The sequence below is a fragment of the Streptomyces sp. NPDC048370 genome (assembly GCF_043200825.1).
Classification (GTDB): domain Bacteria; phylum Actinomycetota; class Actinomycetes; order Streptomycetales; family Streptomycetaceae; genus Streptomyces.
This window is the reverse complement of sequence record NZ_JBICYI010000001.1, coordinates 724,930-743,405: the sequence shown is the minus strand read 5'-3', so window position 1 is coordinate 743,405 and position 18,476 is coordinate 724,930. Positions and strand designations below refer to the sequence as shown.

The 18,476-nt window shown below is 72.0% G+C and carries 15 protein-coding genes; 5 read left to right on the top strand and 10 right to left on the bottom strand.

What is annotated here, in order from left to right; genetic code table 11:
* Positions 1–14: 14 nt before the first annotated feature.
* Positions 15–398 (bottom strand): VOC family protein, encoded by a 384-nt coding sequence (locus ACGFYP_RS03170; RefSeq protein WP_393485755.1) that lies wholly within the window; start codon positions 396–398, stop codon positions 15–17.
* 86 nt (positions 399–484) lie between these two features.
* Positions 485–1,465 (bottom strand): sphingomyelin phosphodiesterase, encoded by a 981-nt coding sequence (sph, locus tag ACGFYP_RS03165; RefSeq protein ID WP_393485753.1) that lies wholly within the window; start codon positions 1,463–1,465, stop codon positions 485–487.
* Between the two features lie 181 nt (positions 1,466–1,646).
* Here sph and ACGFYP_RS03160 point away from each other — a divergent pair, with 181 nt between their 5' ends.
* The gene (locus tag ACGFYP_RS03160; protein ID WP_393485751.1) at positions 1,647–2,135 is read left to right on the top strand and encodes a hypothetical protein; all 489 of its coding nucleotides are present in this window, start codon (positions 1,647–1,649) and stop codon (positions 2,133–2,135) included.
* A gap of 136 nt (positions 2,136–2,271) precedes the next feature.
* Positions 2,272–3,159, top strand: a complete 888-nt coding sequence (locus ACGFYP_RS03155; protein ID WP_393485749.1) for an oxygenase MpaB family protein — start codon at positions 2,272–2,274, stop codon at positions 3,157–3,159.
* Here the strand turns inward: ACGFYP_RS03155 and ACGFYP_RS03150 are convergent.
* From ACGFYP_RS03150 to ACGFYP_RS03120, 7 genes are all read right to left on the bottom strand, one after another.
* Positions 3,134–4,501 carry a GH1 family beta-glucosidase gene (locus ACGFYP_RS03150; RefSeq protein WP_393485747.1) on the bottom strand — a complete coding sequence of 456 codons (1,368 nt, stop codon included), beginning with the start codon at positions 4,499–4,501 and terminating at the stop codon, positions 3,134–3,136. The genes ACGFYP_RS03155 and ACGFYP_RS03150 overlap by 26 nt on opposite strands.
* Positions 4,502–4,548: 47 nt before the next feature.
* Positions 4,549–5,388, bottom strand: coding sequence for a carbohydrate ABC transporter permease (locus tag ACGFYP_RS03145; RefSeq protein ID WP_361965845.1), 840 nt, complete (start codon positions 5,386–5,388; stop codon positions 4,549–4,551).
* Positions 5,385–6,353: a carbohydrate ABC transporter permease gene (locus ACGFYP_RS03140; protein ID WP_393485745.1), complete on the bottom strand. Its 969-nt coding sequence runs from the start codon at positions 6,351–6,353 to the stop codon at positions 5,385–5,387. Before ACGFYP_RS03140 ends, ACGFYP_RS03145 begins: the two co-directional genes overlap by 4 nt.
* A 91-nt stretch (positions 6,354–6,444) precedes the next feature.
* On the bottom strand, positions 6,445–7,752 hold the full coding sequence (locus tag ACGFYP_RS03135; RefSeq protein WP_393485743.1) for an ABC transporter substrate-binding protein: 1,308 nt from the start codon (positions 7,750–7,752) through the stop codon (positions 6,445–6,447).
* A gap of 159 nt (positions 7,753–7,911) precedes the next feature.
* The gene (locus tag ACGFYP_RS03130; RefSeq protein ID WP_393485740.1) at positions 7,912–8,940 is read right to left on the bottom strand and encodes a LacI family DNA-binding transcriptional regulator; all 1,029 of its coding nucleotides are present in this window, start codon (positions 8,938–8,940) and stop codon (positions 7,912–7,914) included.
* A 252-nt stretch (positions 8,941–9,192) separates the two neighbouring features.
* Positions 9,193–10,179, bottom strand: coding sequence for a hypothetical protein (locus ACGFYP_RS03125; RefSeq protein WP_393485738.1), 987 nt, complete (start codon positions 10,177–10,179; stop codon positions 9,193–9,195).
* A 109-nt stretch (positions 10,180–10,288) separates the two neighbouring features.
* Positions 10,289–11,881, bottom strand: coding sequence for a M1 family metallopeptidase (locus ACGFYP_RS03120; protein ID WP_393485735.1), 1,593 nt, complete (start codon positions 11,879–11,881; stop codon positions 10,289–10,291).
* A 227-nt stretch (positions 11,882–12,108) separates the two neighbouring features.
* Here ACGFYP_RS03120 and ACGFYP_RS03115 point away from each other — a divergent pair, with 227 nt between their 5' ends.
* The 3 genes from ACGFYP_RS03115 to ACGFYP_RS03105 all read left to right on the top strand — a co-directional run bounded on the left by ACGFYP_RS03115 (position 12,109) and on the right by ACGFYP_RS03105 (position 17,347).
* On the top strand, positions 12,109–14,109 hold the full coding sequence (locus ACGFYP_RS03115; RefSeq protein ID WP_393485733.1) for a Xaa-Pro dipeptidyl-peptidase: 2,001 nt from the start codon (positions 12,109–12,111) through the stop codon (positions 14,107–14,109).
* Positions 14,106–15,491 carry a M14 family zinc carboxypeptidase gene (locus ACGFYP_RS03110; protein WP_393485731.1) on the top strand — a complete coding sequence of 462 codons (1,386 nt, stop codon included), beginning with the start codon at positions 14,106–14,108 and terminating at the stop codon, positions 15,489–15,491. Before ACGFYP_RS03115 ends, ACGFYP_RS03110 begins: the two co-directional genes overlap by 4 nt.
* A gap of 116 nt (positions 15,492–15,607) precedes the next feature.
* Complete coding sequence (locus tag ACGFYP_RS03105) at positions 15,608–17,347, top strand: BCCT family transporter (RefSeq protein ID WP_393485729.1); 1,740 nt, start codon at positions 15,608–15,610, stop codon at positions 17,345–17,347.
* A gap of 134 nt (positions 17,348–17,481) precedes the next feature.
* On the opposite strand, the gene ACGFYP_RS03100 is transcribed toward ACGFYP_RS03105, so the two are convergent.
* Positions 17,482–18,438 carry an NAD(P)/FAD-dependent oxidoreductase gene (locus tag ACGFYP_RS03100; protein ID WP_393485727.1) on the bottom strand — a complete coding sequence of 319 codons (957 nt, stop codon included), beginning with the start codon at positions 18,436–18,438 and terminating at the stop codon, positions 17,482–17,484.
* Positions 18,439–18,476 lie beyond the last annotated feature (38 nt).

Below are 18,476 nucleotides of genomic sequence, written 5' to 3'. Positions count from 1 at the left end.
CCCGGCCATAGGGGTCAGACCGGCTGGATCCGGGGGCGCAGGAGGCAGAATTCGTTGCCTTCCGGATCGGCCAGGACGTGCCAGGCCTCCTTGCCGGTCTGGCCGACGTCGGCGGGCGTGGCGCCCAGTGCGAGCAGGCGTTCCAGTTCGGCGTCCTGGTCGCGGTCGGTGGGGTTGACGTCGATGTGCAGGCGGAGCGGCCCGGTCCTGGGATCGCTGCTGGGGCTGAGGACGAGGGTGGGCCGCGCACCGCCGAAGCCGACGTCGGGCGGCCCGATCTCGATGCTTCCGTCGTCCTCACGGCCGATCTCGACGTAGCCGAGCACCTCGGTCCAGAAGGCGGCGAGCCGCTCGGGGTCGGCGCAGTTGAGGATGAGCTCACTGATGCGGCATGCCATGGCGGTCAGTTTACGGCGGCAGGGTCTCGAGGACGGTTCGTCCTCGAGACCCGGCCGCACTGTTCGGATCAGGCCGGTCCGTACGGTCAGTACGCTGTCACCGGGTAGTGGTCCGAGAGGTTCGTGTACGTGTACTGCGTGCCCCAGCTGGAGACCGTCCAGGGCGCGCTCTTCTCCAGGACCACGTTGTTCGTCCAGTTCGCCGGGCGCGCGTGGCCCGAGCGGTGGAGGACGTGGTCGAGGTCCTCGCGCGGGTCGTCCGGGTAGCGCTCGGAGGCGATCGAGTTGAGCTCGGTGTCGAAGGAGTACGCGTGGCCGGTGCGGGCGTCCGCGCCCACCAGGCCCGCGTCGGCGAGCATCGTGCCGTACTCGGCGGTCCGCGAGTCGACGTTCATGTCGCCGGCCACGATGACCTGCTCGTTCGCCGGGATGTTCTTGCCGTCGAGGAAGGCGTCCATCGCCTTGAACTGGCGGCTGCGCATCTGCGCCGCCTCGCCCGCCGAGCAGCCCGGGTCCGTGGACTGGGCGTGCGTGCCGACGACGTGGACCTTGGTGCCGTTCACGTTGAGGACGGTGTAGACGAAGCCCTTGTTCGAGTACCAGTCCGCGCCGCAGGCGTCCTTGTAGACGTACTGCTCCTTGCGGACGATCGGCCACTTGCTGAGGATCGTCACGCCGCCGTCCTCGGGCGTCGTGGCGGAGTACGCCCCGCTCGTGGCGTCCCAGCCGGTCTTGCTGCGGCCCATGACCGGGGTCTGGTACGGGTACTGGGCGGACGAGTTCGCCTTGAGCGCGTCCGAGGAGGAGTTGTCGAACGCCTCCTGGACCACGACCACGTCCTGGCCCTGGTAGAAGGACGCGGCGGGTATCGCCTTGGCCCGGTGGTCCTGGCCCCAGTTGGGGTAGAGCGTCTTGCTGAAGAGGAAGGCGTTGTACGAGAGCACCTTCAGGCGGGGCGTCTCGGCGGCGGACGCCGTGGGGGCGGTCGCGGCCAGGGTCGCGGCGGCGAGCGCGCCGGACACGGCGGCGCCGAGGAATCTACGGTGGAGCGGGGCGAGCGGCGACACAGGATCTCCCGATTCTGGGTGGGGGTTCGTCCAGCGACGCACATGCAATCAGCCCTAGTTACCTTCCGGTAGCCGTTGGATGCCGGGAATCTTGCGAGCCCGGCACGAACATGCCAACTCTGCCGTCAACTCTCCTCCTGATGCCGGAATTGTCGCTTCTTCGACCAGGTAAGATGCGCGCATGACCCTCGCGCAGAATTCGACGATCTTCGACATGGACCTCGGTCCGCTCAACCCCGTCACGGCTGAGCTCATCCTTGGCGTGGTGCTGTTCGCCCTGACCTTCCTGATCCTGGCGAAGGGCATCCTGCCGAAGATCAGCCGTACCCTCGCCCAGCGCGAGGACGCCATCGCGGGTGGCACCGGGCGCGCCGAGGACCTGCGCGCCGAGGCCACGCAGATCCGTGAGCAGTACGAGGCCGAGCTGGCCGAGGCCCGCCACGAGGCCGCCCGCATCCGCTCGCAGGCCACCGAGGAGGGCGCGGCCGCCATCGCCGCCGCCCGTGCCGAGGGCGTCCGCGAGCGCGAGGCGATCCTCGCCGCCGGTGCCGAGCGCATCGCCGCCGAGCGCGACGCCGCCGAGCGCGAGCTCAACCAGGACGTCGAGGCCTGGGCCCGCGCCCTGGCCGGCCGCATCGTCGGCGAGCCGGTCGGCGCCGACCGCGGCTGACGCGCACCGCGCACCACGCAGTACCGAGATCGGGGCCGTGCCCCGGGCCGATGCCCGGGACGCGGCCCCGACTCTTGCCCTCATTGTCGGAAAGGTCTGGAACGGGGCAGGCTGAGAACGTGAGGAGAACACCCGCATGACCGAGCCGCGCCCGCCCCAGCCGCCTCCCGTCGGAGGCGTCCTCTGGAGCGTCGCAGGGGACGTCCGGGGGCTCCTCATGCTGCCCTCCGCCCTGGCCCTCCAGGTCGCCCACCCCGCCGTCGGCGCGGGCGTCGACGAGCACTCCGTCTTCCGCACCGACCCCTGGGGCCGGGGCGAGCGCTCACTGCGCTCCGTACAGCTCTGGGTGTACGGCGGCGAGGCCGCGGTCGAGGAGGGGCGCCGGCTCCGCAGGCTCCACCGGGACATCCAGGGGATCGACGCCCACGGCCGCCGCTATCACGCGCTCACCCCGTCCCACTACGCCTGGGTGCACGCCACCGGCTTCCCCGTCTACCAGCGCGGCCTGAGCCTGCTCCACCGGCCGCTCAGCGAGGCCCAGGAACGGCAGCTGTACGCCGAGTGGCTCCAGGTCGGCCGCATCCTCGGCATCCACGACCGGGACATGCCCCAGACGGTCGAGGAGTTCTGGCCGTACTACCGCAAGATGCTCGGCGAGCTGGAGGCCACCGTCGTGCTGCGCGAGCTGGTCGCCACCGACCAGCCCGTCCCGCCGCCCGACCGGGGCCCCCTGCTCCTGCGGCTGCTGCTCCGAGCGGTCTGGCCGGTGATCCTTCCCCGCCTCGCCCGCTTCCGCGCCTTCGTCACCGTGGGCCTGATGCCCGCGGACGCCCGCGAGGCCCTCGGCCTGGAGTGGACCGACGAGCAGGAGCGCCGGCTCCGCCGCTTCGCCCGGGTCGTACGGGCCGTGGTGCCCGTACTCCCCGAACGACTGCGCTACCTGCCCCTCGCGCGGAACGCCCGCCGCGAGGCCAGACTCGCAGCGCGCGGGACCGGGCTCAGCGCGACAGACCGCCGCGCCTGATCACCTCGGCGTACCAGCGCGCGCTGTCCTTCGGCGTACGGCGCTGGCTCGGGAAGTCCACATGGACGATCCCGAACCGCTTGCCGTAGCCGTAGGCCCACTCGAAGTTGTCCAGGAGCGACCAGAGGAAGTAGCCGCGCAGATCGACGCCGTCGGCGAGCGCGCGGTGCGCGGCCGCCAGGTGGGCGTCGAGGTACGCCACCCGCTCGGGGTCGTGGACCCCGCCCTCCGGGTCGGCGTAGTCGTCGTACGCGGCGCCGTTCTCGGTGATCACCAGAGGTACCTCGGGCAGCTCGTCGCGCAGCCGGACCAGCAGCTCGTACAGGCCGTCCGCGTCCACCGGCCAGTCCATCGCCGTACGCGGCCCCGGCGCGGGCTCGAACCGCACCCGGTCCGGCGCGCCCGGCCAGGGCGACGGGGACTCCGAGACGCCGGCGCCGACGACGGTGGGCGCGTAGTAGTTGATGCCGAGCGAGTCGATCGGCGTGGAGGTCACCTCCAGATCGCCGTCCCGGACGAAGGACCAGTCCGTGATCCGCGCCGTGTCCTCGACCAGATCGGCCGGGAGGCGGCCGTGGAAGACCGGGTCGAGGAAGATCCGGTTGCCGACGGCGTCGATCCGGCGGGCCGCGTCCTTGTCCTCGGGGGAGTCCGACAGCGCCCTGATCGCGTGCAGGTTGAGGGTCAGCGAGAGTTCCGCGGAGGCGGGCACGGCCGCGCGCAGCGCCCGGGCGGCCAGGCCGTGGGCCAGATTGAGATGGTGGGCGGCGCGCAGGGCGGCCGCGTCGTCCGTACGGCCCGGGGCGTGCACCCCGGAGCCGTAGCCGAGGAAGGCCGCGCACCAGGGCTCGTTGAGGGTCGTCCAGGTGGCGATCCGGTCGCCGAGCGCCTCGGCGGCGATCGCCGCGTACTCGGCGAAGCGTTCCGCCGTCACCCGTTCCGGCCAGCCGCCCGCGTCCTCAAGCTCCTGGGGCAGGTCCCAGTGGTACAGCGTGGCGACCGGCCGGATCCCGGCTTCCAGCAGCTCGTCGGCCAGGCCGCGGTAGAAGTCGAGGCCCTTCTGGACGGCCGGGCCGCGTCCGGTCGGCTGGACCCGGGACCAGGAGAGGGAGAAGCGGTAGTCCGTGAGGCCCAGCTCCTTCATCAGGGCCACGTCCTCGCGCACGCGGTGGTAGTGGTCGGCGGCGATGTCACCGGTGTCGCCGTTGCGTACCTTGCCCGGGGTACGGCTGAAGGTGTCCCAGATGGAGGGGGTGCGGCCGTCCTCGGCGGCGGCCCCCTCGATCTGGTAGGCGGCGGTGGCCGTGCCCCAGCGGAAGCCGTCAGGGAAGAGAGCGTTCATGGAGGGAGAACTCCTGTGAGAGGGAGAGGGTACGGTCGACCACGGACTCAGCCCTTGACGGCGCCCTGCATGATGCCGCCGACGATCTGCCGGCCGAGCAGGCCGAAGACGAGCAGCACGGGCAGCGTGCCGAGCAGGGTGCCCGCCATGATCACGGACTGGTCGTGGACGTATCCGCCGCCGAGCTGGCGGAGGGCGACCTGCACGGTCGGCTCCTGCGAGGACAGCGCGATGATCGGCCAGAAGAAGTCGTTCCAGGCGGCCATGAAGGTGAGCAGCCCGAGCACCGCCATGCCGGGCCTGGCCACGGGCACCACGATCGACCAGAAGATCCGCGCCGAGGAGGCCCCGTCGACCCGGGCCGCCTCGATGAGCTCGTCCGGGAGCGACTGCACCAGGTACTGGCGCATGAAGAACACCCCGAAGGCCGAGACGAGACCCGGCAGGATCACCGACTGCAGCTGGTTCACCCAGCCCAGTTCGGCGATCAGCATGAAGAGCGGGATCACCCCGAGCTGCGGCGGGATCATCATCGTGCCGACCGTGAGGGCGAGCAGCGCGCCCCGGCCCCGGAACCGCAGCTTGGCGAAGGCGAAGCCGGCCAGGGTGCAGCAGAGCACCGTGCCGACGGTGATGGACCCGGAGACGATGAACGAGTTGACCAGGGCCTTCCCGATGTCCGCCTCCTCCATCACCGCCTCGAAGTTGCGGAAGAGGTTGGGGCCGGGCAGCAGCGTCGGCGGCACCTGTGCGAGATCGGCGTTGGAGCGGCTGGCGGCGACGATCGTCCAGTAGAACGGGAAGGCCGAGACGAGGACGGCGAGGATCAGGATCGCGTACGTGATCCGGCCCCCGCGCCCCGTACGGCCGGCGACACGCGTGGTCACGCGCGGCCCTCCTTCCGCGAACGGCGCCGCACGATCAGGGCGTTGACCCCGACGAGGACGAGAATCAGCAGGAACATCAGCCAGGCGATGGCGGCGGCGCGGCCGAGATGGAAGAAGCCCCAGCCCTGCTCGTACAGATAGAGCCCGAGCGTCTGGTACTGGTGCGAGATGCCGCCCGAGATCGATCCCTCGAAGAGCAGTGGCTCACCGAAGAGTTGGGTCGCGCCGATCGTCGAGACGACCGTGGTGAAGACGATCGTGGGCCGCAGTCCGGGCAGCGTGACGTGGACGAACTGCCGCCAGCGGGAGGCCCCGTCCATCTCCGCGGCCTCGTACAGCTCGGAGGGGATGGACTGCATGCCGGCGAGGTAGATCAGGGCGTTGTACCCCGTCCAACGCCAGACGACGATCGAGGAGACGGCGATCTGCGAGGCGAACGTGCTGTTCTGCCAGTCCACAGGACCGAAACCGACCAGCGAGAGCGCGTAGTTGACGAGCCCGAAGTCCCGCCCGAAGAGCTGGGCGAAGACGAGCGTGGCGGCGGCGACGGAGGTGGCGTAGGGCAGCAGCATCGCCGTACGGAAGAACGTCCGGCCACGGAGCTTGTAGTTGAGCAGATGGGCGAGGCCGAGCGCCATGGCGAGCTGCGGCACGGTCGACAGGACCCCGATGGTGAACGTGTTGCCCAGCGCGGTCCAGAAGAACTCGTCGGTGAGCAGCGCGGTGTAGTTGCCGAAGCCGCGCCACTCCATGTCGCCGGGGGTCTGCAGCTCGACGCGGTAGAGCGAGACGAAGGCGGTGTAGAGCAGCGGGAAGAGGCCGAAGGCCGCGAACAGGGTGAAGAACGGGGCGATGTAGGCGTACGGGACGAGCGCGGACCGTCTGCGGCGGCGCGCCGGTCCGGAGGACCGGGCCGACGACGGCGGGACGGGCGCCGCCGTCGGCCCGGAGGCGGTCAGGGTCACGGTGCGGCCCTTCGGGTCGGATGAGCGGGTGTGCGGGGGTGGACCCCATAGCGGGGGGCGGGGACCGGCAGACCGGACCCCGCCCCGGGCGTCAGCCGACGGCGTTGTCGACACCCTTCTGCGCGTTGGACCACGCCTTGTCCGGCGCCGTGCCCTTGCGCTCGACCTCGCTCAGCGCGTTGGTGATCTGGTCGGCGACGTTCTTGTCGTGCACGCCGAGCACCTGCACCGGGGCGGCCTTGGCCGCGTCTCCGAAGATCTGCCCTATCGGCGCACCGGAGAAGTACGGGTCCGTCGCGGTCGCGACCTTGGAGATGGCGCCGGTCGAGGACGGGAAGTTGCCCTGCTTCTGGAAGAGCGTGGACTGCTGCTCGGGGGCGGTGAGCCACTTGATCAGCTCGTACGCCTCCTTCTTGTGCTTCGCCGCGCGCGGTACGGAGAGGTAGGAACCGCCCCAGTTCCCGGCGCCGCCGGGCAGCTTGGCGATGTCCCACTTGCCCTTGCCAGCGTCACCGGCCTGGCCCTTGATGTAGCCGAGCATCCACGCCGGGCAGGGGAGCGTCGCGAAGGAGCCGGTGGAGAAGGCCTGGTTCCACTGCGGGGACCACTGGTCGAGCTTGGCGCTCAGCCCCTCCTGCGCGGCCTTCGTCGAGGCGTCCCACGCGGTCTTCACGGCGGGGCTCTCGGCGTAGATGAGCTTGCCCGAAGCGTCGTAGTACCGCTCCTTCTCCTGGCCGATCATGACCGCGTAGAGGCTGCCGACGCTGTCCACCCAGGCGCTCTTGGCCGGGGCCTTGGCCTTGTACTGCTTGCCGAGCTCCAGGTAGCCGTCCCAGGTGGACCACTTCTGCGCCAACTCGGTCCGGTCCGTGGGGAGTCCGGCCTGCTTGAAGAGGTCGGTGCGGTAGCACATCGCCTCCGGGCCGACGTCCGTGCCGAGGCCGAGGACCTTGCCGTCCTTGGTGGTCGCGGCGGACCACTTGGCGTCGGCGAACTCGCCCTTCAGCGCGTCCGCGCCGTACTTCGTCAGGTCCTCGAACTTGTCCGACTGCTGCTGGGTGACGGACGCGATCCGGCCGACCTCGATGCCCTGGACGTCGGCCAGCCCGCCCCCGCCGGCAAGGCGGGTCTGGAGCGACTTCCAGTAGTCCTGCTCGTCCTCGGTGTCGGACTGCTTGATCGTCACGCCGGGGTGGAGCTTCTCGTACGCGGCGTAGAGCCCGGCCTCCTTGTAGCCGAACGAGCCGAAGAGGTCGACGGTGATCGTGACCTTTCCGCCCGCGCTGTCGGACGTGCCGTCGGATCCGCCGGATCCGCAGGCGGCGAGCAGGGCCCCGCTGAGGACGACCGCGCCGATCCGTACGGCGGCGGTCGTTCTGGCGGCTCGGGCAGTGCGCATGGGAAGCCTCCGGTTGAGAGCGCTCTCAGGAATGCGTCTGGAGCGTGCCTCCCGGTCGAGGTTCCCGTCAAGAGTCGAACGCGTAACAGCTCGGCCTACGCCGGTACTTGTCCGTGCGCTTCAGGAACCGTACGCGGCGAATCCGGGCGGGGAGAAGGGTCAGGCGGAGGCCCGGCGGACCAGTTCGGTGGCCGTGATCACGGGCTCGGGCACACCCGCGCCGTCGAGGGTGCCCATGAGGAGCCGCACCATCAACCGGCCCATTCCCTCGATGTCCTGACGGACCGTCGTGAGCGGGGGGTCGGTCGCCTCGGCCACTTGGAGCATGTCGTCGAAGCCGACGAGCGCCACGTCCTCAGGGACCCGCCGGCCGTGCTCGCGCAGGGTGCGCAGCGCGCCCGAGGCCATCAGGTCGTTGGCGGCGAAGACGGCGTCCAGATCGGGGCGGCGGCGCAGGAGTTCGGTCATCGCGCGAGCCCCGCTCTCCTCCGTGAACGCCCCCTCGGCCACCAGCTCAGGCCCGGCATCCGGCAGTTCGTCACGGTATCCGTCGAGCCGGTCCAGCGAGGAGGTCTGGTCGCCGGGGCCGGTGATGTGCGCGATGTTCCGGCGCCCGAGCGAGCGCAGATGGCGCACGGCGGCCCGCGCCCCGCCCCTGTTGTCGCAGTCGACGTACGGCACCGGTGGGTCGCCCGCGGGCCCCGTCCACCCGGGCCGCCCACCGAAGACCGTCGGCACCTGGGCGCGCCGGACGATCTCCGGGAGCTGGTCGTCGTTGTGGAGCGAGAAGGCGAGCGCCCCGTCGACGTGCCCGCCGCCGAGGTACCGCGCGATCCGCTCGTGGTCGCCCGGGCCCTCCACCCACAGCAGGACCAACTGCGCGTCGAAAGCGGTCAGTTCGCGGCTGATCCCGCGCACCTGCTGCTCGAAGAACGGGTCGGAGAAGATCCGGAACTCGGGCTCGGCGATGATCACGGCGACGGCGCCGTTGCGCCGGGTCACCAGGGTGCGCGCCGCGTGGTTGGGGACGTAGCCGAGCTCCTCGACGGCCTCGCGCACCTTCTCCGCGAGCGCGTCGCGGACCCCGGCACCGCCGTTGACGACACGGGACACCGTCGCCCGGGACACCCCGGCGCGCGCGGCGACGGCTTCCAGGGTCGGGCGCGTCCCGGACGTCGTTTCGCTCAAGGCTGGCTCCCCACGGGCACGGTGCTGCGACGGTGCTGACAGCGTCGAGGGTAACGCCTGGTGGGGCGGGCGAGGGCGGATGGCGAAAGCGCTCTCAGCTCTCGCCCTCTCGGCCTCGGGCTCAGCTCCTCCGCGCTCGCCGCTCCTCCCGGGGCTCAGCTCCTCCGCGCTCGCCGCTCCTCCCGGGGCTCAGCTCCTCCCCGCTCCTCCCGCCCGCACTCCGCCCCGCGCCGCTCCCGCCCCTCCCGGGCCTCAGCGCGCCGCCCGCAGCACGTCCACGTTCGGCAGCGCCCGGTGGAGGTGATGGGCCGCCGCGACTCCCGCGAGCGCCGGGCGGCCGAGCTCGCGGTAGGCCACGGCCAGCAGCTCGGCGGCGTACGCCTCGTGCTCCGCCCTGCCGTACGAGGCCCGGTGCAGGTCGCGGCCGAGCACCAGCGCCTCGGCCGGATCGCCCGCCGCCGCCCGCGCAAGGGCCTCGTCGCGTGCCGCCCGCACCGCCTCGGCGTCCTCGAAGAGCTTCTCCATGAAGGTGCCGAAGCGGTGGTCGTCGGCCGCGCCCAGCGGGGGACGGTCGAGCGCCGTCGCCCCGGAGACCAGGGCCCCGGCGCCGTCCATGGTCGTGATCCGGGTGGCGTCGACCGGCGCCCGCCGGTACCCGTACGCCGTGGAGTACGCGAGCCCCGTCTCCGTACGCTCCCCGGTCTCGATGCCGGTCAGGAGCGTCCGCAGCCGCCCCAGGTCGGCAAGACGTGCGAGCTCCTCCTCGTCCCCGTCGGCCGCGTAGTCGGCGAGATCGCGGTGGACCGCCTCGATCCGGTCCCGTACGGCCTCCAGCGGCGTGCGGTGGCGCCGCTCGATCGCTTCGCCGTCGTCGGTGTAGTACGAGGCGACGCCGTCGCAGACGCGCCCGTCGTCGGACCAGAGGCCGAAATGCAGTCCACCCGAACCGCCGTGCAGGAAGGTGAGGAACTCCGGCGGATCGCGGTAGTACCGCCCGTGGACCCGGATGTCGAGACCCTCGCGGGGGAGCGCCGACGGGTCGGCGAACAGGTCCGTCACGCCGTACGGCGAGAGTTCCAGATCCTCGAATGCCCGCCGCTCGACGGGACCGAGCGCGGCCAGGAGGTCCGCGAACCGGAAGAAGGAGTCGGGCAGTTCGAGCCCCCACTCCTCGCCCACCCGTAGCGCGACGGCCTCCCGTACCGCCGGGTCGCCGTACCGCTCCGTCTGCACCGCCACCGTCCGCTCCCGCCTTTCGGATCCGTACAGCGGGCGAGCCTACCCACCGCGCGCGGACGCGCCCCGCCCCACCCCAGGGGGGCGGAAGCGGGGCGCGTACCGCCGAGGCTCAGTGACCGCCGTGACCCTCGCGGCCCTCGTGCTCGTGGATCGTGTTCGTCTCCGCGATCTTCTTCCAGGACTTCGGCTGCACCGGCTTCACGGGCTTCGGCGACCGAACCGGCTGCCCCGGCCCGGCAGCGGGCGCGGCAGCGGGCCCGGCCGCCGCCGACCGTGCCGTCCGCGTCGACAGGCCGGCCTCGGCCGCCGTCGACGTGGCCGGCTTCACCGGCTCGTACAGCCAGGTGTCGAAGAGCGCGGCCAGCGGCTTGCCCGAGACGCGCTCCGCGTACTTCACGAAGTCCTTGACCTTGGCGTTGCCGTACGCGAACTCCGTCGGCCAGCCCTTCAGGATGGCGAAGAAGTCCTCGTCACCGATCTCGTTGCGCAGCGCCTGGAGCGCCAGCGCGCCCCGGTCGTAGACGGCGATGTGGAACTGGTTGTCCGGGCCCGGGTCGCCCGGCTTGACCGTCCAGAACGGGTCGTCGGCGGCACGGGTCTCGTAGACGTAGTCCGCCAGCTCCTGGGCCGTGCCCTCGCCCTCCTTCTCCGACCACAGCCACTGGCTGTAGCGGGCGAAGCCCTCGTTGACCCAGATGTCCTTCCAGCGGTCGACCGAGACGCTGTCGCCGTACCACTGGTGCGCCAGCTCGTGGACGACCACGGACACGTTCGCGCCGTTGGCGAACTGCCGGGGGCTGTAGAACGGCCGGGTCTGCGTCTCCAGCGCGTATCCGCTGGTCACATTGGGAACGTACCCGCCGAGCGCGTTGAAGGGGTACGGACCGAAGACCCCCTCCAGCCACTCCGCGACCTCGCCCGTCCGCTCGATCGAGGCCCGCGCCGCGCCCGCGTTGTCGCCGAGGTCCTTGCTGTACGCGTTGAGGACCGGGAGCCCGTTCGCCGTCTTGTCGGTCGTGATGTCGAACTTGCCCACCGCGAGCGTGGCCAGATAGGTCGCCTGCGGCTTGTTCGAGCGCCAGTTGAAGCGGGTCCAGCCGAGCCGCGAGGACTGCGACTGGAGGACACCGTTGCTGATGGCCTGGGATCCGTCCGGCACGGAGACCGAGACGTCGAAGGTGGCCTTGTCCAGGGGGTGGTCGTTGGACGGGAACCACCAGGCGGCCGAGTCCGGCTCCTGGGCGGCCACGCCTCCGTCGGGCGTGCGGTGCCAGGCGGTCCAGCCGCCGATCTTCACCTCGGAGGGCTTGCCCGCGTACCGGACGACCACCGAGATCGTCCGGTTCTTCTCCAGTGGGGTCGCCGGGGTGATCTGCAGCTCCTGCTCGCCGCTGGTGGTGAACGTCGCCTTCCTGCCGTTCACCCGCACCTCGCTGACCTTCAGTCCGAGGTCCAGGTTGAAGCGGGAGAGGTTCTGCTTCGTGGTGGCGAGGATCGTCGCCGTGCCCTCCAGGAGGTCGGTCGCGGGCTGGTACGTCAGCCGCAGGTCGTAGTGGGAGACGTCGTAACCGCCGTTGCCACTGGCCGGGTAGTAGGGATCGCCGATGCCCGATGCGCCCGGAACGTAGTCGGCGGCCGATGCCGGGATCGCCAGCAGGAGAGAGGCCGCGAGTGCGCTCGGAACGACAAGTCTGCGGTGCACGAGAGCTCCAGTCGGTGAGAAGAGTCGGTCAGGACTGTCGGTAAGAAGCCCGAAGGGTGTTCGGTCCTTGCCGACGCTATTCAGCACCCGACGCCCCGTCACGTCCAGAGCACCTCCTTTCACATGATCGCCATTCGGCCGAAACGGACCCTCCGGCCCCTGCCGCCCCGCCCGTTCTCCCGACGGCACCCTTTTGCACGGGAGTTGACGGGGGTACGTTCCGCCCCATGGCGATACGTGTGCGGAGAACCCGCGGAGCCCGTCTGTCCTGCAGAACCCTCGCCGTGGCCGCCACGGCCGCCCTCATGTCCGCCCTCGTCCCCCCGTCCGGCGCCTCGGCGCAGGCCGCCGAATCGGCGGTACGGGAGTCCCGGCCGGTGTACTCCTACGGTGACGCGATACGCGAGTCCGTCTGGGTGGACACCGGTCTCGACGGCGACGGCGACGGCCGCACCGACCGGGTCGCCGTCGACCTGGTCCGCCCTCGCGAGGCCGCGGCCACCGGCCGGAAGATACCGGTCATCATGGACGCCAGCCCGTACTACGCCTGTTGCGGACGCGGCAACGAGAGCCAGAAGAAGACCTACGACGCTGCCGGGAACCCGGTCCAGTTCCCGCTCTTCTACGACAACTACTTCGTGCCCCGCGGCTATGCCTTCGTCGCCGTCGACCTCGCCGGCACCAACCGCTCCGACGGCTGCGACGACGTCGGCGGCCGCTCCGACGTCCAGTCCGCCAAGGCCGTCGTCGACTGGCTGGGCGGCCGCGCGCGCGGCTACACGACCCGTACAGGCTCCGAGCGGGCCAAGGCCACCACCTGGTCCACCGGCAAGGTCGGCATGATCGGCAAGAGCTGGGACGGCACCGTCGCCAACGGCGTCGCCGCCACCGGAGTCGAGGGCCTGGAGACCATCGTCCCGATCGGGGCGATCTCCTCCTGGTACGACTACTTCCACTCCCAGGGCGCCCCGCTCTACAACGCCAACCCCAGCTGGCTCTCCGAGTACGTCAACAGCCCCGACGCGGCCGCCCGTTGCGGCGCCGTCCAGGACCGGGTCACCGCAGGCACGCCGTACAGCGGCGACTGGACCCCCGCCTGGAGCGAGCGGAACCACGTCCCGGACGCCCGGAAGGTGAAGGCCAGCGTCTTCGTCGTGCACGGGCAGCAGGACCTCAACGTCCGCGCCAACCAGTTCGGTCAGTGGTGGGACGCCCTCGCCGCCCAGGGGGTCGAGCGCAAGATCTGGCTCTCCCAGACCGGCCACGTCGACCCCTTCGACTTCCGGCGCGCCGACTGGGTCCGCACCCTGCACCGCTGGTTCGACCACCACCTCCTCGGCTACGACAACGGCATCGACCGCGAGCCGATGGCCGACATCGAGCGGGCCCCGGACCGCTGGACCACCGACCGCGTCTGGCCGCCGCGCGCCACCGAGCCCACCACCCTGCGCCCCGGCACGGGCCCCGCGCCCCGCGCCGGCACCCTCGGCAGGACCCCCGCCGCGCCCGGCACCACGGAGACCTTCACCGACGACCCGGCCCTCGGCGAGACCGACTGGGCGGCGCGGATCGACGAGCCGACGCCCGCCCAGGCCGGTTTCACCACCCGGCCGCTCGCCCGCGACCTGCGGCTCTCCGGCTCCTCCACGGTGACCGTCACCGCCACCCCGACGACCGCGACCGCGCATCTCACGGCCGTACTCGTCGACCTCGGCCCCGACACCATCCGGGACTACGCGGCGGCGGGCGAGGGCATCACCACGCTCACCGAACGGTCCTGCTGGGGCGCGAGCACCGCCGGCGACTCCGCCTGCTTCAAGGAGACGAAGGCCCGGACGGCGGACGTCGGGCACACGGTCGTCAGCCGAGGCTGGGCGGACCTGGGCACCTGGGCGGACCCCCGCAAGGGCCGGCCCCTGACCCCCGGCAGGGCGTACACGATCACGCTGAAGCTCGCGGCCACCGACCACGTCGTCCCGGCCGGCCACCGGCTCGCCCTGATCGTCGGCGGCACGGACAAGGACCTTCTGGACCCTCCGTCGACGACCCCGACGCTCACCCTCGACCTCGCCAGGACGTCGGCGAAACTCCCGTTCGTCGGCGGGGCCGAGGCCTTCGCGCGGGCGACGGCCGGTACGGTCGACGCACGCTCGGCGCAGGCCGGGCGGCCGTTCTCGGGTGTCGGGCCCGCACGCCCGGGCATCCCCGTCCCGGGTGAGGCCCGATGACCCGCGCACCCCGCCGCCCCGCGCGGCGCACGCTCGCCCTCGTCGCGGGCGTCACCGCCCTCGGCCTCCCGCTCGTCGCCGTGCCCGCGGAGGCGCACGGCGGAGCGGCCCCGCCGGCGCCCCCACGGACCGGCTTCGAGACCAGCAACGGCGCCCGGTGGACGACGGAGGCCGAGGAGGGTTCCTTCCTCGCCGCCGTCGACCGGGCGAGCGACCGGGTCGGGGTACGGACCGTCGGCACGACGAAGCAGGGCCGCCCGATCCGGCTCGCCACGATCGGCCGGGACGCGTCCGGCCGGGGCACGGCGAGCCAGGGCGCGTCCGGCCCGGGCTCTGCGGCCCCCGGCTCGGCAGGCCCGGCCTCGGCCGCCACCACCGTGCTCCTCGTCTGCACTCAGCACGGTGACGAACCGTCGGGCCGGGAGGCCTGTCTGACCACCGTGCGCGACCTGGCGTACGCGCGGGACAAGGAGACCCTGCGCTTCCTGGCCCGTACGACCGTCCTCGTCGTCCCCACCGCCAATCCGGACGGGCGCGAGGCCGACACCCGGGGCAACGCCGACGGGATCGACGTCAACCGCGACCACCTCGCCCTCCGGACCGCCGAGGGCCGGGCGCTCGCCGCGCTCATCCGTGACCGGCGCGCCGAGCTGGTCTACGACCTGCACGAGTACGACGGCACCTCGCCGTACTACGACAAGGACCTGCTCGCCCTCTGGCCGCGCAACCTCAACACCGACGCCCATGTGCACGACGAGGCCCGCACCCTGTCGGAGTCCTACGTCCGGAGGGCCGCCGGGATCTCCGGCTTCAGCAGCGGGATCTACGGCATCTGGACCGACCCCCACACCGGGCAGCCCCTCAAGCAGGTCGCGGGCGACGGTCAGGAGCGCATCCTGCGCAACACGGCCGGCGTCAAGCACTCCGTCGGCCTGCTCGTCGAGACCCGGATCGAGGCGCTCACCCAGGCCGAGGCCGACGACGACGCACGCAACCGGCGACGCCGGGTGACCACCCAACTCGTCGCGCTCAAGGGCGCGTTCGCGTACGTCGACGAGCGGCGCGGGCTCCTCGGCGCGGCCACGGCGGCGGCCCGCCACACGGGCTTCGCCGACCGGGGTCCGGTCCTGATCGGTGGCGCCGACAACGACCCGGCCGAGCCCGCCGAGACCCTCCAGGACCCGCCCTGCGGCTACCGCCTGGACGCCGCGCAGTACGCCGAGTTCGGCGACGAGCTGGCGCTGCACGGGGTCACGGTCCGGCGGGACGGCGACGGGGTGTTCGTACCCCTGCGCCAGTCGCGGCGCGCGCTGGTCCCCCTGCTGCTCGACGGCCGGGCGGAGTACCGGCTCACCAGCGGGCGGCCGGTGGAGGCCTGTTGACGGGCTGACGGGCTGACGGGCCGACGGGCTGAGTTGGTCCCGGAACTGACGCGTCACCTGTGGTACTGCTGCCTTACGGAGTGAGTTTGTCCCGTAACGCCGTGAAAGGTGCACCTGTGTCGCAGGAAGATCAGAGAGCGGGGGAACCCGGGAGCGGTGGTGGCCGGGGAGGCCGGGAGGGGCTGTCGGTGACGGCGGACCTCCCGCGCCGCCCCGGACACCATCCCAAGGCCCGGACGGACCGGATCGTGTTCGGGGTCACCGCCGTCCTCACCCTCGCCTTCGTGGTCTGGGGGGCCGCGGCCACGGACAGCCTGGAGAGCGTCTCCAGCAAGCTCCTCGACGGGCTGATCCGCAACGGAGGCTGGGCGTTCATGCTCGCCGCCTCCGGCTTCGTCGTCTTCGCGCTGTGGCTCGCCATCAGCCGGTACGGGCGGATCACGCTCGGCCACGAGAGCGAGGGCCCGGAGTTCAGGACCGTGTCGTGGATCGCGATGATGTTCAGCGCGGGCATGGGCATCGGCCTGATGTTCTACGGAGTGAGTGAGCCGCTCGCCCACTACGGCACCCCGCCGCCCGGCACCCACCCCGCCGACTCGGCCGAGCGGATGCAGACCGCGATGGCCACCACCCTCTTCCACTGGACCCTCCACCCGTGGGCGATCTACGCCGTCGTCGGCCTCGCGATCGCGTACTCCACCTTCCGGCGCCGCCGACGCCAGACCATCAGCGCCGTCTTCGTCCCGCTGATCGGCAAGCGGGCGGCCTACGGTGCGCCCGGCCGGGTCATCGACATCCTGGCGATCTTCGCGACCCTCTTCGGCTCGGCCGCCTCGCTGGGGCTCGGCGCCCTCCAGATCGGCAGCGGCGTCGAGGAGTTGGGCTGGCTGGAGGCGACCGGCACCGGACTGCTCGTCGGCATCATCGCCGTCCTGACCGTCGCCTTCGTCCTGTCCGCCGTCTCCGGCGTCGAGAAGGGCATCCAGTGGCTGTCCAACACGAACATGGTGCTCGCGCTGGTCCTCGCCGTCTTCGTCTTCGTGGCGGGCCCCACCATCATCGTGCTCGACCTGCTGCCCACCTCGATCTTCGCCTACCTCGGCGACCTGCCTCAGCTGGCCGGCCGGACCGAGGCGACCAGCGGCGACGACATCCATGCCTGGCTGGGCAGTTGGACGGTCTTCTACTGGGCGTGGTGGATCTCCTGGACGCCGTTCGTCGGCATGTTCATCGCCCGTATCAGCCGGGGCCGGACCATCCGCCAGTTCGTCGGCGGGGTCATCCTCGTGCCCAGCGTGGTGAGTCTGGTCTGGTTCGCCGTCTTCGGCGGCACCGCGATGAAGCTCAGCGAGGAGGGCCGCCTTGCGGAGGAGACCACGCCCGAGGGGCAACTCTTCGGCGTGCTCCAGGAGTTCCCGATCGCCGGGGCGATGAGCCTGCTCGTGATGATCCTCGTGGGCATCTTCTTCGTGTCCGGCGCGGACGCCGCGTCGATCGTCATGGGCACGCTCTCGCAGCGCGGCACCTTCGAACCGACCCGTCCGGTGGTCGTGTTCTGGGGCGTGGTGACCGGAGCCGTCGCCGCGATCATGCTCCTGATCGGCGACGGCCAGGGCGACGCGCTCGCGGGTCTGCAGAACCTCACGATCCTGGTGGCCGCGCCGTTCGTCCTCGTGATGATCGGCATGTGCGTGGCCCTGATGCGGGACCTGCGCAAGGACCCGCTCATCGTCCGGGGCGAGGTGGGCGAGGAGGTCATCGAACTCGCGGTGATCGCGGGCCACGAGAAGTACGACGGCGACTTCGAACTCCGCATCGGCCCCGGCACGAGCTCGGCGGGCGACGGCCCGGGCTGATCGACGGGAGGACCGCCGCGCCCCCGTGTGCCCACCCGGGGCACACGGGGCGGCGCCCCGGCGGGCGCGTCCGCTCCGTGCTCCGGGGCCCGCGGCCCGCACGGGTCACCCGGCCCGCGCCCGTCCCCCCACGCTCACGCGCAGACCAGGTCCGCCGCCCGCCGGGCACAGCCCCAGGCGACCGTGACGCCCGCGCCCCCGTGGCCGTAGTTGTGGACCAGGCGGCCGCCGGACGGCAGCGGCTCGGCGGCGATCCGGACACCGCCGACCCGGGCGGGCCGCAGGCCGACCCGGTGGCCGAGGACCCGCGCGTCGGCGATCTCCGGCCGGATCCGTGCGCACCGCGCCACGATCTCGGCCGCCGTCGCCGGATCGGGATCGAGCCGTTCGTCGCCCTCCTGGGCGGTCCCGCCCAGGATCATCCGACCCGGCTGCGGGAAGAAGTACGTGGTCTCGCTCGACGCGGCATCGGCCGCCGTGAACCACTCCTCGATGCCCGGGTTCTCCACAAGGACCAGCTGCCCCCGTACCGGGCGCAGTCCCGCGTCCGGTACGAGCTCCCTGGCGCCGAGCCCCGCGCAGTCCACCACCACCCGTGCCGACCGCGCCGCCTCGGCGAAACCGGTCACGGCCCGCCGCTCGACGACCCCACCGGCCGCTTCAAGGCGTCCCCGCAGCCACTCCAGGTGGACCGGCATGTCGATCAGCGGCAGCCGCGCCGCGAGACCCGTCCCGGACGGCCCCGGCACCTCGGGCCCCGCGAGCTGCCGCAGCCCCGAGACCTCCCGCGCCCAGTCGCCCAGGTCGGCGAGGGCCACGTCGGCGTGGACGCCGGGCACGACACGCACCCCCGTCGCCACCGGATCGGCGCTGAGCTTCTCGTACACCCGCAGCGACTCCAGCGACCAGTCACCCACCTCCGCCGCCGGCTCGATCCGGTACGGCCACCACAGCGCCCCCGCCACCGCGGAGGTCGTCCCCGTCACCGGGGCCCGGGACCAGACCCGTACCCGAAGGCCGCGCTCCGCCAGCGTCAGGGCCGTCGTCAGACCGATGACCCCGCCGCCCACCACGATCACCTCGTCGCTCATGGACGGACGGTACCGGCACCCCGTCCGGGCGCACCACG

Excerpts from the sequence above, each read along its gene's own strand:
- ACGFYP_RS03170 (WP_393485755.1), bottom strand. The coding sequence starts at position 398 with ATGGCATGCCGCATCAGTGAGCTCATCCTCAACTGCGCCGACCCCGAG.
- ACGFYP_RS03160 (WP_393485751.1), top strand. The coding sequence starts at position 1,647 with ATGACCCTCGCGCAGAATTCGACGATCTTCGACATGGACCTCGGTCCG.
- ACGFYP_RS03155 (WP_393485749.1), top strand. The coding sequence starts at position 2,272 with ATGACCGAGCCGCGCCCGCCCCAGCCGCCTCCCGTCGGAGGCGTCCTC.
- ACGFYP_RS03150 (WP_393485747.1), bottom strand. The coding sequence starts at position 4,501 with ATGAACGCTCTCTTCCCTGACGGCTTCCGCTGGGGCACGGCCACCGCC.
- ACGFYP_RS03135 (WP_393485743.1), bottom strand. The coding sequence starts at position 7,752 with ATGCGCACTGCCCGAGCCGCCAGAACGACCGCCGCCGTACGGATCGGC.
- ACGFYP_RS03115 (WP_393485733.1), top strand. The coding sequence starts at position 12,109 with ATGGCGATACGTGTGCGGAGAACCCGCGGAGCCCGTCTGTCCTGCAGA.
- ACGFYP_RS03110 (WP_393485731.1), top strand. The coding sequence starts at position 14,106 with ATGACCCGCGCACCCCGCCGCCCCGCGCGGCGCACGCTCGCCCTCGTC.
- ACGFYP_RS03100 (WP_393485727.1), bottom strand. The coding sequence starts at position 18,438 with ATGAGCGACGAGGTGATCGTGGTGGGCGGCGGGGTCATCGGTCTGACG.